At 64.3% G+C, this 15,168-nt stretch carries 9 protein-coding genes; 6 read left to right on the plus strand and 3 right to left on the minus strand.

Annotated elements, in window-relative coordinates; all coding sequences use genetic code 11:
- Positions 1–12 precede the first annotated feature (12 nt).
- The 5 genes from AC07WS_RS21100 (at position 13) to AC07WS_RS21120 (ending at position 11,344) form a co-directional block, all read left to right on the plus strand.
- Complete coding sequence (locus AC07WS_RS21100; RefSeq protein WP_494730978.1) at positions 13–1,155, plus strand: sugar ABC transporter permease; 1,143 nt, start codon at positions 13–15, stop codon at positions 1,153–1,155.
- 327 nt (positions 1,156–1,482) lie between these two features.
- On the plus strand, positions 1,483–4,437 hold the full coding sequence (locus AC07WS_RS21105) for a TonB-dependent receptor (RefSeq protein ID WP_494730979.1): 2,955 nt from the start codon (positions 1,483–1,485) through the stop codon (positions 4,435–4,437).
- A 21-nt stretch (positions 4,438–4,458) separates the two neighbouring features.
- Entirely contained in the window at positions 4,459–6,105 is a 1,647-nt protein-coding gene (locus tag AC07WS_RS21110; protein ID WP_494730980.1) for a GH35 family beta-galactosidase, read from the plus strand.
- A gap of 15 nt (positions 6,106–6,120) precedes the next feature.
- Positions 6,121–8,997: a glycoside hydrolase family 31 protein gene (locus tag AC07WS_RS21115; RefSeq protein WP_494730981.1), complete on the plus strand. Its 2,877-nt coding sequence runs from the start codon at positions 6,121–6,123 to the stop codon at positions 8,995–8,997.
- 1 nt (position 8,998) lies between these two features.
- Complete coding sequence (locus AC07WS_RS21120) at positions 8,999–11,344, plus strand: glycoside hydrolase family 95 protein (RefSeq protein ID WP_494730982.1); 2,346 nt, start codon at positions 8,999–9,001, stop codon at positions 11,342–11,344.
- A 10-nt stretch (positions 11,345–11,354) separates the two neighbouring features.
- Here the strand turns inward: AC07WS_RS21120 and AC07WS_RS21125 are convergent, their stop codons facing one another.
- Positions 11,355–12,581 (minus strand): NADH:flavin oxidoreductase/NADH oxidase family protein, encoded by a 1,227-nt coding sequence (locus AC07WS_RS21125; protein WP_494730983.1) that lies wholly within the window; start codon positions 12,579–12,581, stop codon positions 11,355–11,357.
- Positions 12,582–12,651: 70 nt separating this feature from the next.
- On the opposite strand from AC07WS_RS21125, the gene AC07WS_RS21130 reads away from it, so the two are divergent.
- Positions 12,652–13,035: a MerR family transcriptional regulator gene (locus AC07WS_RS21130; RefSeq protein WP_494730984.1), complete on the plus strand. Its 384-nt coding sequence runs from the start codon at positions 12,652–12,654 to the stop codon at positions 13,033–13,035.
- Here the strand turns inward: AC07WS_RS21130 and AC07WS_RS21135 are convergent.
- Together AC07WS_RS21135 and AC07WS_RS21140 are read right to left on the minus strand one after the other, a co-directional pair.
- Entirely contained in the window at positions 13,032–14,201 is a 1,170-nt protein-coding gene (locus AC07WS_RS21135) for a M23 family metallopeptidase (protein WP_494730985.1), read from the minus strand. The two genes, AC07WS_RS21130 and AC07WS_RS21135, sit on opposite strands and share 4 nt — an antisense overlap.
- Before the next feature lie 58 nt (positions 14,202–14,259).
- A complete protein-coding gene (locus tag AC07WS_RS21140) occupies positions 14,260–15,108 on the minus strand; it encodes an alpha/beta fold hydrolase (RefSeq protein WP_494730986.1) in 849 nt (282 codons plus the stop codon).
- Positions 15,109–15,168 lie beyond the last annotated feature (60 nt).

Raw genomic sequence — 15,168 nt, forward strand, 5'->3', positions numbered from 1 at the left:
TTTTGGAACCCTATGCAAACCAACAAACTCAAACAGCTGTTCACCCAGTACAAAATCCTGGCGCTGCTGATCGCCATCGCCATCATCTGGAGTTTCTTCAGCTGGAAGACGGAGGGCGGCTTCATCTCGGCGCGCAACCTGTCGAACCTGATGCGGCAAATGTCGGTGACCGGCGTGGTGGCCTGCGGCATGGCCTTCGTCATCATCTCCGGCGAAATCGACCTGTCGGTTGGCTCGCTGCTTGGCCTTTTGGGTGGCGTGGCGGCGGTGCTCGACGTAACGCACCACATGCCGCTGCCCGCGACGGTGGCGGCGGTGCTGGCCTGCGGCCTGCTGCTTGGCCTGTTCAACGGCTACCTGACGGCATACAAGGGCATCCCGTCCTTCATTGTGGGCCTGGGTGGCATGCTGGCCTATCGCGGCATCGTGCTTGGCGTGACGGACGGCGTGACGGTGGCGCCGGTGTCGGAGGCGATGGTGCAGGTGGGGCAGGGCTATCTGTCGCCGGAACTGGGCGTGACGCTGGGCGTGGCGCTGTTCGCGCTGGCCGCCGTGCTGACCTGGCGGCAGCGCCTGAACCTGGGCCGCCACGGCCTGCCGGTGCCGCCGCTGTGGCGCGACGGCGTGCGCCTGGCCGCCATCGGCGCGGTGCTGTTTGCCTTCGTGCGGACCCTGAACAGCTACGAGGGCATACCGCTGCCGGTGCTGCTTTTGCTGGTGTTGTTGGGCGCCTTCAGCTACGTCGCCACGCAGACCGTGTTCGGCCGCCGCATCTACGCGGTGGGCAGCAATATGGAGGCGACGCGCCTGTCCGGCGTGAACGTGCAGGCGGTGAAGCTGTGGATCTTCGGGATCATGGGCCTGATGTGCGCTTTGGCGGGGCTGGTCAACACGGCGCGGCTGGCGGCGGGATCGCCTTCGGCCGGCACCTCGGGCGAGCTCGATGCCATCGCGGCCTGCTTCATCGGCGGCACGTCGATGCGCGGCGGCTCAGGCACCGTCTATGGCGCCTTGATCGGCGCGCTGGTGATGGCCAGCCTGGATAACGGCATGTCCATGCTGGACGTGGACACCTACTGGCAGATGATCGTCAAGGGCTGCATCCTGACGCTGGCCGTGTGGGTCGATGTGGCGACGCGCTCTGGCCGCCGCTGATGTTTTTTCTAGCGCGGTTCGCCATGCCGAACCGCGCCGCTTGCTCATTATCATTCGCCGGCTTGGTGAATTTCGCAATTGCGGCTCGCAGTCGTAACTTGCAAAATGGTTCTATAACATCGTATGACCTGGCGCCCCGCTAGTAAGCCATAACGATAAAAAACCAAGAGCGAGACACTATCAAATGAACATCACAATTCTGCGCTATTCAGCGCCAGTGGGCCCGTTCGCCTGACGATTTTTCAAACCGGCACTACAAACACTAAACACATAAATAGTAAATGGCCAAAGAGCCGTGAATAACTCGCACAACCCCGGAGAGTGTAAATGAAACAGTTCAAGAAAACGGCGATCGCGTTGGGCCTGGCCCAGATGGCGTCCATGGCGATCGCGCAGACCGCTCCTGCAACCGACACCGGCGCGACGGTGATCGTGACCGGCCAGCGCGCAGCGCTGCAGTCGGCGCAGAAGATCAAGCAGAATTCCGACGAAATCGTCGATTCCATCGTCGCCGACGATATCGGCAAACTGCCGGATCGTTCGGTGACGGAGGTGTTGCAGCGCATCGTGGGCGTGACCATCGACCGCACCATGGCCAAGGGCGACCCGGAGCACTTCTCGGTCGAAGGCTCGGGCGTGTCGATCCGAGGCTTGAGCTACGTGCGTTCCGAGCTCAATGGCCGCGATTCGTTCTCCGCCAACGGCGGCCGTTCGCTGAACTTTGAAGACGTGCCGCCAGAGCTGGTGGCCGGCGTCGACATCTACAAGAACCCGTCGGCCGAGCAGATCGAAGGCGCCGTCGGCGGCCTGGTTAACCTGCGCACCGCGATGCCGTTCGATTACAAGGGCTTCAAGGCCGCCGTCTCGGCCGACCGCACCTGGTCGGAACTGAAGAAGGGCAAGACCTCGCCATCGTATTCCGGCCTGGTCTCCAACCGCTGGAAAACCCCGGCCGGTGAAATCGGCGCCTTGCTGGACCTGGCCTACTCGGAAAGCGCCACCCGCACCGACGCCTTCCAGGTCGAGCCATACTACCCGTTGAAAGACGCAAGCGGCAACCCGGTCTACGCACCGAAGGGCGCGCAATGGCGCACGCTGGAATTCAACCGCAAACGCGAAGGCGCCTACGGCGCGCTGCAATGGAAGAAGGACGACTGGTCCAGTTCCCTGACCTACTTCAAATCGAAGTACGAGATGAAGTGGGACGAGCAGGCGATCTTCGCGCAATCGAGCCCGTACAACATCCGCCTCTCGCCGAATTCGACTTTTGATTCGCACGGTGCGCTGATGACCGGCACGCTGACCGATTCCACCGGCGCCGGCATCAATTTCGGCGACGACACCCGCGCCGCCAACCGCAAGTCCGACACCACCGACCTGTCGTGGAACCTGCGCTGGCGCCATGACAGCTGGACCGTCACCACCGATCTGCAGCACATCAAGGCCAAGACCAACAGCTTCGATTCGACCGTGGCGACCGGTGTGCAGATGCCGAAGGAGCAGCTGGACCTGACCGGCAGCGTGCCCAAGCTGATCTTCGATGCGTCGGATCGCGCCTACCTGGCGAACCCGAACAACTACTACTGGGCGTTCACGATGGAACACCTGGACCGCAGCAAGGCCGATGAAACCGCGTGGAAGACCGACGTCAAATACGACTTCGATCATCCGGTGCTGCGCGATGTGCGCTTCGGCGTGCGCCTGACGGATCGTTCGGCGACGACGGTGAAATCCAACCCTGACTACAACTGGTCGCCGATCACCCAGCCATGGCAGGGCGAGATTTCGCACCTGGCCTACCTTGGCGATCCCCGCTTCGCCGGCAATACCAATCTGCACAGCTTCGATAACTTCTTCAATGGCGGCGTGTCGGTGCCGTCGGTGGTGTTCCCGAACGTCTCGCTGGCGCAGGGCTATCCGAGTTCCTACGCCGCGCTGCATACCTACCACGACATCCTGTGCGCGGAGAAGGGCAATACCTGCTCGCCATGGACGCCGGCCAGCTTCGGCACCGATCCCGCCGGCACCAACGATCAGACGGAAAAAACCAAGGCGCTGTACGGCCAGTTGCGCTTCGGCTGGGACAACCTGAAATATCCGGTGGACGGTAACATCGGCCTGCGTTACGTGCAAACCGATTCGACCGCGCACGGCTACACCGTGTTCAGCTCGACCGCGCCGACCGGCGCCACCCAGGGTGTGCCGGTTCCGGTCATCGCTCCGTTCTCGAAGGCGCAGGATTTCGACAACAGCTATCACAATTTCCTGCCTAGCCTGAACCTGCGCTTGAAGGCATCCGATACGCTGCAGTTCCGCTTTGCCGCTGCATCGGCATTGTCCCGTCCCGACTTCAGCCAGCTGCAGGCTTACACCACGCTGTCGCAGACGGCCGATTCGACGACCAAGAACGGTGTCACCACCATCAACAGCTTGAATCAGAGCGGCACCGGATCGGGCAACCCCAATCTGCGTCCGACTACCTCCAAGCAGATCGACCTGACGATGGAGTGGTACTTCGCGCCGACTGGTTCGTTCACCGCAGCGGTGTTCAACAAGAGCCTGAAAGACATCATCATCAATCAGGTGTACAACTACCAGTTGACCGACACCAGCGGCAAGCCTCAGAACTTCACCGTGACTGGTCCGATCAACGGCGCCAAGGGCCATGCGCGTGGCGTGGAGCTGGCCTTCCAGCAGTACTTCGACAAGCTGCCTGGCGCATGGTCCGGCCTTGGCATGCAAGCCAACTTCACCTTCGTCGACAGCAAGCGCGATCTGTATAACCCGGTCTACTCGAAATACTGCACCGGCGGCGACAGCGCCACCAACGTCAACCTGAACCTGAACGGCTGCGACACCAACGGCACCACCTTCGGCAACCTGCCGCTGGAAAACCTGTCGCGTCAATCGTACAATCTGGCGCTGTTGTACGACAAAGGCCCGGTGTCGGCACGACTGGCGTACAACTGGCGCTCCAAGTCGCTGCAAGGCGTGAACGTCAACGGCACCAAGGGCGGGGATGGCCTGGATAGCAATCCGGCCAGCCCGACCTACGGCCAGACCAATGTAGCGTGGGCGCTGCCTACCTGGTCGGATTCATACGGCCAGCTGGATGCGTCGGTGTTCTACAAATTCAGCGACAAGGTGCAACTCGGCCTGGAAGCGCAGAACCTGACCGATTCGACCTACAAGCAGCTGATGCAGCAATCGACCGGTATGATGGGACGTGCATGGTTCAAGACCGGCCGCCGTGTGGTCGCAAAACTGAGCTACGACTTCTAAACTACGAAAGGCTTTGACAAGATGAAGCATACCGCCCGCCAGTTTTTCTCCGTTTTGAGTTTCGCGGCCCTGGCCGCAACTGGCGCGGCGGCTGCCGATCTGCCGCAGCTTGTGAAGAAGGACGGCCGCTACGCCCTGATGGTCGATGGCGCGCCGTTTGTGATGTTCGGCGCGCAGGTGCACAACTCCAGCAATTATCCGCTGGCGCTGAACAAAGTGTGGCCAGCCATCAAAGACATGAACGCCAACACCGTCGAGATTCCCGTGGCCTGGGAGCAGATCGAGCCGGTCGAAGGGAAATTCGATTTCAGTTATGTCGACACCTTGCTGGCGCAGGCGCGCGAGCACAAGGTGCGCCTGGTGCTGCTGTGGTTCGGCACCTGGAAGAACACCGGCCCGCAGTACACGCCGGAGTGGGTCAAGTTTAATAACCAGCGTTTCCCGCGCATGGTGGACAAGGACGGCAAGACTATCTACTGCCTGTCGCCGAACAGCGAGGAAACGATGAAGGCCGATAAAAAGGCCTTTGTGGCGCTGATGGAGCACATCAAGAAAGCCGATTCGGCGCAGCGCACCGTCATCATGATGCAGGTCGAGAACGAGGTTGGCACCTACGGCTTCGTGCGCGACTTCGCGCCCAAGGCGCAGGCCGCGTTCGAGCAGAACGTGCCGCAGGCCGTGCTGGATCATAAAAAATCGCCGGTGGCGCTGGCTGCCAGCGGCAGCTGGAAGCAGGTCTACGGCGATTACGCCGACGAATACTTCCATGCCTATTCCATCGCCAGCTATATCGAGGAAATCGCCAAGGCCGGCCGCGCCGTCTACAACCTGCCGATGTACGTCAACAACGCGCTGCGCGATCCGCTGGAGTCGCCGGTGATGCCGTGGAAGGGCAACTTCTCCAGCGGCGGGCCGACCTTCGACGTCATCGATATCTACAAGGCCGCCGCGCCGCATATCGACCTGGCCGCGCCGGATGTCTACGCGCCGGAGTCGAACAAGTTCCACGCCACGCTGGACCGCTTCCAACGCGCCGACAATGCGCTGATGGTGCCGGAGATGAGCAACGCGCCGCAGTATGTGCGCTACGCCTATCTGGTGCTGGGACGCGGCTCGCTGGCGTTCTCGCCGTTCGGCATCGACTACGCTGACTACAGCAACTTCCCCTTGGGCTCCAAGGCGACCGACAAGACGATGGTCGCGCCGTTCGGGAAAATCTACGCAGCCTTCCGGCCGATGGAGCGCCAATGGGCCAAGTGGGCGTTTGAAGGCCGCACCTACGGCGTGGCCGAGGGCGATGACCGCAAGCCGCAGACCGTCGCGATGAAGAACTGGACGGCCACCGTCAGCTTCCGCATGTGGCAGTTCGGCGATGCCGACTGGCTGGCCAAGGTTAAGGATCTGCCGGCGGACACAGAGCAACCCAACGGCGGCGTGTCGATCGCGCAGACCGGCGACAACGAATTTATCGTGGTGGGGCAGCACGCGCGCGTGAGCTTCGCCAGCCGCGATGGCAAGCCGTCCATGCTGGCGCGCGTGGAAGAGGGACACTTCGACCCGTCCGGCAAATGGATCATGGAGCGCAACTGGAACGGCGACCAGACAGATTACGGCTTGAACCTGACCGGCAATCCGGTGGTTCTCAAGGTCAAACTGGGTACCTACTAAAAATACGGAGATTAAATGCGATTCAAATCGATGGTGCCTGCGGCGTCGTGCCTGGCGGTGATGGTGTCGGGCCAGGCCTTGGCCGGCACGTTTGAGAAGACCGCCACCGGCGTGGTGGTCAAGCCCGATTCGGGTGCGGCGAAAGAGGTGCGCCTTGAGGTTATGGCCGACAACATCATCCACGTCGTGAAGCTCGACCGGTCGGGCAAGGAACTCACGCCGTCGCTGATGACGGTGGCCGCTCCTGTTAGCGGTACCTTCAGCGTTGCGGCATCTGGCAAGGACAAGATCACGCTGAAGGCGAAGAAGATGTCGGTGGCGGTGTCGCTGGCGACCGGGCAGGTCCAGTTCTTCAACGCGGCCGGCAAGGCTTTCCTGAGCCAGGCGTCGGAGAACATGGCGCCGGTCGATATCGGCGGCAAGCCGTTCATGGCGGTCAAGGAAGGCTTCAACCACGGCACCAGGGACGCCTACTACGGCCTGGGCCAGCACCAGAACGCGCAGATGAACCTGAACGGCGAGGACGTGCTGCTCATGCAGCACAACATGGCGATCGCCGTGCCGTTCGTGGTCTCGGACAAGAACTACGGCGTTTTATGGGATAACAATTCGATCTCGCGCTTCGGCGACGCCAAGCCGTATGGCCCGATGGTGCGCGACCTGAAACTGGTCGACGACGAGGGCAAGGCCGGCGGCCTGACGGCGCGCTACTACGTCGGCGGCAAGCTGGCGTTGACGCGCCACGAGAAGGACATCGCCTACCAGTACCTGAAGGACGTGGCCGAGAACTGGCCGAAGGAACTGGGCGATCCGAAGACGCTCAACGACGTCAAGGTGGTTTGGGATGCGACGCTGAGCTCCGATAAGCCGGGCGTGCACAAGATGCAGCTGTATTCGTCGGACTACGCGACGCTGTCGATCGACGGCAAGCAGGTGATGGACGTGTGGCGCCAGGGCTGGAATCCGTGGTATCACAATTTCGAGGTGAAGTTCGAGGCCGGCAAGCCGGTCAAGCTGCATTTGGAGTGGAAGCCGTCCGGCGGCATGGTCGCCATCACGCACAACGATCCGTTGCCCGAGCCGGAACGCCATTCGCTGACCTTCTCGTCGGAAGTCGCGCAGAGCATCAACTACTACGTCATCAACGGCGACAGCATGGACAAGGTCATCGCCGGCTACCGCCACCTGACCGGCCAGGCGCCTATGATGCCGAAGTGGGCCTACGGCTTCTGGCAGTCGCGCCAGCGCTACGAAACGCAGGAGCAGCTGCTGGGCGTTCTGCGCGAGTACCGCAAGCAGGGCTGGCCGGTGGATAACATGGTGCAGGACTGGTTCTACTGGCCGCAGGACCAGTGGGGCTCGCACGATTTCGACAAGGCGCGTTTCCCGGATCCGAAGGGGATGCTGGACGAGGCCCACAAGGCCCATGCGCGGGTGATGATTTCGATCTGGGGCAAGTTCTATTCGAACACCGACAACTACAAGGAGCTTGCAGCCAAGGGCCACATGTGGACCAAGAACGTCGAAGACGGCGCGCTTGACTGGGTAGGCCCAGGCTACAAGAACAGCCACTACGATCCATACACTCAGGAGGCGCGCGACATCTACTATCGTCAGATGAAGCCGAAGCTGATCGACCTTGGCTTCGACGCCTGGTGGATGGATAACACCGAGGCGGACGTGTTGTCCAATTCCCGTCCGGAGGACTTCAAGAAGCTGATCGGGCCCACCGTGTATGGCGCCGGCGAGATCACCTTCAATCCGTATAGTCTGGCGCATACCGAAGGCTTCTACCAGGGCCTGAAGCGCGACCAGCCGGACAAGCGCCAGTTCATCCTGTCCCGTTCCGGTTTCGCCGGCATCCAGCGCAACGCCACCGCCGTGTGGAGCGGCGATACGGCCAGCCGCTGGAACAACCTGTACGATCAGATTTCGGCTGGCGTCAGCATTTCGATGTCGGGCATTCCGAACTGGACGCACGATATCGGCGGCTACGCGCAGGAGACGCGCTACCAGGTCGGCGCGGTCGGTTCGGCACAGGAGAACCGCGTCACCGGCGCGGCCAAGGGTACCGAGGAAGACATGAAGGAATGGCGCGAGCTGAATCTGCGCTGGTTCCAGTTCGGCGCATTCTCGCCGCTGTTCCGCTCCCACGGCGAGGTGGTGAAGCGCGAGATCCACGAGATCGCACCGGAAGGTTCGCCGATGCGCGATTCGATGGTCTGGTACGACAAGCTGCGCTATCGCATGATGCCTTATATTTACTCGGCCGCAGCCGATATCCACTATGAATCCGGCTCGATCATGCGCGGCCTGGTGATGGACTTCCCGAACGACGAGGCGGTCAAGGACATCAAGGACCAGTACCTGTTCGGGCATAACCTGATGGTGGCGCCGGTGTACGTGTACGGTGCGCGCGAACGCAACGTCTACATGCCCAAGGGCGCGAGCTGGTACGACTTCTACACCGGCGAAGTGCACAAGGGCGGCAGCACCGCCGCGATCAAGGCGCCGGAGACCCGCATGCCGCTGCTGGTGAAGGCCGGCTCGATACTGCCATTGGGGCCAGTGACTCAGTATGTGGATGAGAAGCCGGATGCGCCAATCACCCTCAACATCTACACCGGCGCCGACGGCAAGTTCAGTCTCTATGAGGATGATGGCGTGAGCAATGCCTACCTGCGCGGAGAGTTCAGCCGTATCCCGTTGAGCTACAACGACAAGACCGGCGTGGTCACCATCGGCGAGCGCGTGGGACAGTACAAGGGCATGGTGGCCAAGCGCCAGTTCAAGCTGCGCTTCATCAAGGGCGGCGTATCGAGTTCGGATGATTTCGATGCTGCCGACAAGGTGGTCGCATACGAGGGCAAGCCGGTCACGGTCAGGAAATAAGATGTTTCGACGCGCGATGGTGGCGGCGGGCTTGCTCGCCGCGCAGCTGTGCTACGCAGCGGAGGTCCGCGACCTGGCGCTGCGCTACGACCGGCCAGCGCCGGATACGGCGCAAGGCTGGGAGCAGGAGGCGCTGCCGATCGGGAATGGCCGCATCGGTGCGATGATCTTCGGCCAGCTGGCGCGGGAGCGTATCCAGTTCAACGACATCACGCTGTGGACCGGCGACGACAAGGTGATGGGTTCCTACCAGCCGTTCGGCGACGTCTACATCAACCTTCCGGGCCACGATCGGGCCACCACGGCGTACGCGCGCCAGCTGGATATCGGCCAGAGCCTGCACAGTGTCAGCTACACGCACGCCGGCGTCAGGTTCAAGCGCGAGGCCTTCGCCAGCTTTCCGGCGCAGGTGATCGCGATGCGCCTGAGCGCCGACAAGCGCGGGCAGTACACCGGTTCGATAGAGCTGACCGATATGCACGACGCGCAGATCAATGTGGTGGGCGACCGGATCGTCGCAACGGGTTCGCTGAGCGGCAAGGGGGACGCCTCCAGTAATGCGATGGACTACGCTAGCGAACTACAGGTGCTGAATGACGGCGGAGCGATCGCGGTCGACGGCAACCGGATCACCTTCACCGGCTGCGACGCGGTGACCCTGATACTGGGCGCCGGCACCAGCTACGTCCTCGACTCATCTAAAAAATTCCAGGGTGAGCATCCGCTGCCGCGCGTGACGGCGCAGGTGAGCGCCGCCGCGCGTCCGTGGGCGACGCTGCTGGCGGAGCACCAGAAGGATTTCGATGCGCAGTTCAAGCGCATGAGCGTGGACTTCGGCGCGGCCACGCCGGCACGCCGCGCGCTGCCGACGGACCAGCGCATCGCCACCTACACTTCGGAAGGCGGCGATCCAGGACTGGAGGCGCAATTCTTCCAGTTCGGCCGCTACCTGCTGATCTCCAGCTCGCGCGATTCGCTGCCGGCCAATCTGCAGGGGCTGTGGAACAACAACCCCACGCCGCCGTGGCGGTCGGACTATCACACCAACATCAACATCCAGATGAACTACTGGCCGGCCGAACCGGCCAACCTGTCGCGGAACGCGCTGCCGTTCTTCGCGCTGGTGCAGGGCGTGGCGCCGGTGTATCGCCAGCTGGTGGCGGATACGGCGGCGCGGGCGCTTGCCAATCCCGAGGCGGTGCCGATGTCCAAGCCTGACCTGAGCGGCAAGGCCGTGCAGCGCGAGGAGACCTTCGTCAGCGGCGCCGGTAAGCCAGTGCGCGGATGGACGGTGCGCACCGAATCGAATCCCTTCGGCGCGATGGGCTATGTGTGGAACAAGACCGGCAACGCGTGGTATGCGCAGCACTTCTGGGAGCACTACGCCTACACGCAGGACAAGGCCTTCCTGCGCAACGTCGCCTATCCGATGATGAAGGAGGCGGTGCACTTCTGGCAGGACTACCTGAAGCAGCTGCCGGACGGGCGCCTGGTCGCGCCGCTGGGTTGGTCGCCGGAGCATGGACCGATCGAGGATGGCGTCACCTACGACCAGGAGATCATCTGGGACCTGTTCAACAACACCGTGGAAGCGGCGGATGCGCTGGGCGACGACCAGGCCTTCCGCGCGCAGGTCGCCGCCATGCGCGACAAGCTGGCCGCGCCGCGCGTTGGCAGCTGGGGGCAGCTGCTGGAGTGGATGGACGAGAAAAAAGATCCGGTGCTCGATACCCCGGGCGATACGCATCGCCATGTGTCGCACCTGTTCGGGCTGTACCCGGGCCGCCAGATATCGCCGACGCAAACGCCCGAACTGGCTGCTGCTGCGCGCAAGTCGCTGGAAGGACGCGGCGACGCCGGCACCGGCTGGTCGATGGCGTGGAAGACGGCTTATTGGGCGCGGCTGCTGGACGGCGACCACGCCTACAAGATGCTGCGCGGGCAGCTGGCCAAGCCCGGTGCGCGCGCGGCGCAGCAAAGTGGCAAGGGCAGCGAGGGCAATAACGCCGGCGGAACCTATCCGAATATGCTGGATGCGCATCCGCCGTTCCAGATCGACGGCAACTTCGGCGCCGTGGCGGCGATCTGCGAGATGCTGGTGCAGTCGCAGACCGGCGAAATTCATCTGCTGCCGGCGCTGCCGTCGGCGTGGCCGGCCGGCGCGGTCAAGGGCCTGCGCGCGCGCGGCGGCTACGAGGTGGACGTGGCCTGGGCCGGCGGCAAGCTGACTTCGGCCACGATACGCCGCACGGCGGGCTCCGGCCCTGGCAAGGTGCGCTACGGCGGCAAGGTCGTTCCATTGAACCTGAAAGCCGGCGAGAGCAAGCGCCTGGCCGCGCAACTGTGATGCTGTGCGATCAGCCTGCGGCGGCGAGCCAGGCCCGATAGCGCCTGGTCAGCAGCGACGTGCGGAACTGGCCGAGCAGCATCGTCACCAGCGGCGAGTAGCTGCGCGCCTGCGCGGCGCCGTTCCCCAGCGCGCGCAACCGGCGCTTGACCAGCGCCATCGAGGCGACGGACGCCATCGTCTTGTCCTTCCAATTCACCGGTGGCGGCAGCGCTGCCGGTTCGCGGCCCGCGCGCCATTGCAGCGGCAGGTCCGGCACTTCGGCCAGCGCGGTGGCGATGCCCGCCACGGCCACGCCGCTCGCCAATACCTGCTCCGCCACAGCCTTGCGGGCGATGCCGCCTGTGGTCATCACCGGCATGCGCGCCACGGCGGCAAGCTCCTTGGCGAACTCCAGGAAGTAGGCCTCGCGCGCCAGCGTGCGGCCGTCGGCGGTGCGGCCCTGCATGGCCGGGCTTTCGTAGCTGCCGCCGGACAGCTCGATCAGGTCCACCGGCAGTTCGTTCAGCAGCAGCACGACCTGCCTGGCGTCGTCCTCGGAGAAGCCGCCGCGCTGGAAGTCGGCCGAATTCAGTTTGACGGCCACGCTGAAGCCGGGCGATACCCGCGCCCGCACCGCGCGCACCACCTCCAGCAGCAGGCGCGCCCGGTTGGCCAGGCTGCCGCCCCAGTTGTCGCGGCGGCGGTTGGTCAGCGGCGACAGGAACTGCGAGATCAGATAGCCGTGCGCGGCGTGGATCTGCACGCCATTGAAGCCCGCCTGTTCGGCCGCGTGCGCGGTGGCGGCGAAGCGGGTGATGACTTCCTCGATCTGCGTGGTGCTCATCTCGACCGGCTGCGCAAACAGCTTGCTGTGCTTACCCATGTCCAGCGCCACCGCCGACGGCGCCCAGGCGTTGCCGCCCATGTTGGCCATCACCTGGCGGCCGGGGTGGTTAATCTGCATCCATACCTGCGCGCCTTGCTGGCGCGAGACCTGCGCCCAGCGTCGGAACGGCTCCAGCGGCGTGCCCGCCTCCAGCACCACGCCGCCGGGGCCCGTCATCGCGCGGTGGTCGATCATCACATTGCCGGTGATGATCAGGCCCACGCCGCCTTCGGCCCAGCTTTGATATAAACGGTTTAGCGCGGGGCCGGGAAGCTGGCCGGCGTCGGCCATGTTTTCCTCCATCGCGGCCTTGGCCAGGCGGTTGGGGAGGGGGCTGCCGTTCGGTAGTGTCAGTGCGGTGTACATCATGTCGGGTCCGGGCGTGGTGTGGAAAATGATGTATCCTAAGATTGAAGTTCACTTTAAGGTCAAGCGAAATATGAAAATAGGCGAACTGGCGGAGCGCTCGGGCATCGCGGCGTCGGCGATCCGCTATTACGAGCGGGCGGGCTTGCTGCCCAAGGCGGCGCGCGGCGTCAACGGCTACCGCAGGTATGAGGAGACGGCGCTGGAGCGCCTGAATCTGATCCAGATCGGCCAGAATCTCGGCTTCACGCTGGAGGCGATCCGCGCGGTGACCACGCTCGAAGGCGCGGCCTTCCACGACAGCCTGCTGCACAACCTCGATGCGCGGCTGGGCGAGATCGAACAGATGATGGCCACGCTGGGCGCACAGCGCGAGTCGCTGCTGTGCACGCGGCGGAAGTTACAGGAAACCTGCACGAACAATGAATGCCCGCAGGCGGAACTGAAGCGCCTCTAGAAGCCGATGATGTCGCCGTCCAGCGGCATGCGGCGGCGCAGCTTGGGCGCTTGCGGCGACACCTTGATCGTCGAGGCGTTGTTCAGCGCCTCGCCTTCGCTGCTGTGGCCTGCGGGCGTGTAGCTGTCGAACACAAAGGGCAGCCCTTGCGAGTCGGCGAAGCTGGCCTTGTCCGATACGTGGAAGTGCAGGTGCGGCGCGCCGGCGCCGCCCGTCAGGCCCAGGTGCGCCAGCAGCGCGCCGCGCTTGACGCGCTGGCCCGGCCTGACTTGAATGCTGCCCTGGCGCAGATGGGCGTAGTGGACGAACACGCCCGGCGCCACTTCCAGCACGACGAAATTTCCATACAGGGCGCTGGCGCTCAGTTCCGCCGGCTCTTCCTGCGGCGACAGGGGCTTGCGGTCGGCAACGCCGTCCCGCATGTCCCGCACCACGCCGTCGGCGGCGGCCAGCACGTCGCTGTTCCAGCCTGCCCAGTCTTCGACGCGGCTCTCGGCCAGCTTTTCCACCGGCGCGCGGACGGCGTGGCCTTGCGCGTCCAATCCGAAGAAGTCGATGGCGTAGCGCTGCGGGATGGTCAGGCGGCCGTTCTGCGCGATCACGCCGCCCCAGTGGTGCGATTGCGCGTGGCCCGGCCCCTCGTCGGCCAGCCACAAGCCGCCGCGCAGCGGAGCGCCCAGCGTGACCGGCGGCCTGGCGTCGACCGGCACCGGGATGTCGCCGGCGGTTTGCGTTTCGCCCTTGGCGGTTTTGAAGGTGAGCGTGTGGCGCAGCGTGAGCGGCGGCTTGCGGCCCGCCGGCAAAGGCGCGGCGATCAGCAGCAGCGCGTGCGTGCCGCCGGCGATGGCGAGGCTGTTGTCGGCTTCCAGTTCCTTGTTGGGCCGCAGCAGGCTTGCCAGCGCGACGCCGCTGAAGGTGGCCAGCGGCCGGGTGTCGCCGTCGGCGTAGACGGCGGCCTCGGTCAGTTTCAGCACGCCGGTATCGGCGTAGAAATTGCCGATGTCCAGCTCATAGTACAGGCGGCGCACGCCGTCGGTGCCGGCCACTGTCTGCGGCGCATGCGGGACGTGTGCCTCCACCGGCGCCTGCGTGGGCGCGGCATGGGCGATGGTGAACGCTGCCGCCAGTACGGCGGCCAGGGACTGCGGCAAGGATGGGCTGCGCATGCGTGACGTTTCCGGCTGGTGGCGAAGCACCGACAGTGTCACACCGCCGCCATCCTTGTCAATCGGCGGTGACTTCGGCGTCGGCCAGGAAGTTGATGATGGCCGGGTTGACCACTGCGCCGTGGGTGATCGGCGCCATGTGGCCGCCGCGCGTTTGCAGCGCGGTGGCGTCGGGCAGGGCGGCGGCCAGCGCCTCGGCCAGCAGGCGCGTGGAGGCCGGGCTGTGCGCGCCCGACATCACCAGCGACGGCATGGTCAGCGCCGACAGGTCGTCCAGCGTGGCCGCTTCGCCCAGCAGCGCCTGGAAGTCCAGCCGCACCTTGGCGATCATGGCGGCCATCTTGTCCTGCGCCGCCGGCGGCGCGGCGTCGTAGGCGCCGGCGCGGTTCCAGTAGTCGATGAAGATGCGGGTGGCGTCGCGGTCCTGCTGCGGGCCGCAGGCGTTGATGCGCTCCACCACGGCGACGATCTCGGCGCGCGCCGGATGCCGCGCCGGCAGCAGGTGGAAGGCCACCGGCTCGAACAGCGTGAGCGAGAGCACGCGCGCCGGCATGCGGCGCGCCATGTGCAGCGCCGAGGCGCCGCCGAAGGAGTGGCCGATCAGGTGGAACGCTTCGCCCGGCTCCAGGCGCGAGGCGATGGCGGCGTTGACGGCGTCGACTTCGTGCGCCAGCGTGTGGACGTAGCCGGCGCCGACGTCGGCCGGGAAGGGCGAGGCGCCGTAGCCCAGCAGGTCGACGGCGATGCAGCGGAAGCTGCCTTCGAGTTGCGACATCAGGTCGGCCCACTGGGCCTTGGAACTCATGGAGCTATGCAGCAGTACGACGGCAGGTTTCATTATTGGCATTGCATAAAAAACGGAGCGCATATTATACCGGCACTTGCGAAACCGGCACTGTTCCCCCATCTGTGGCTTGGAACACGAATGACTTCATTTTTTGTACCGAGGATGCGGGCGACGGGAGTA

The sequence above is a fragment of the Duganella sp. GW821-FHT01E12 genome, assembly GCF_059422325.1.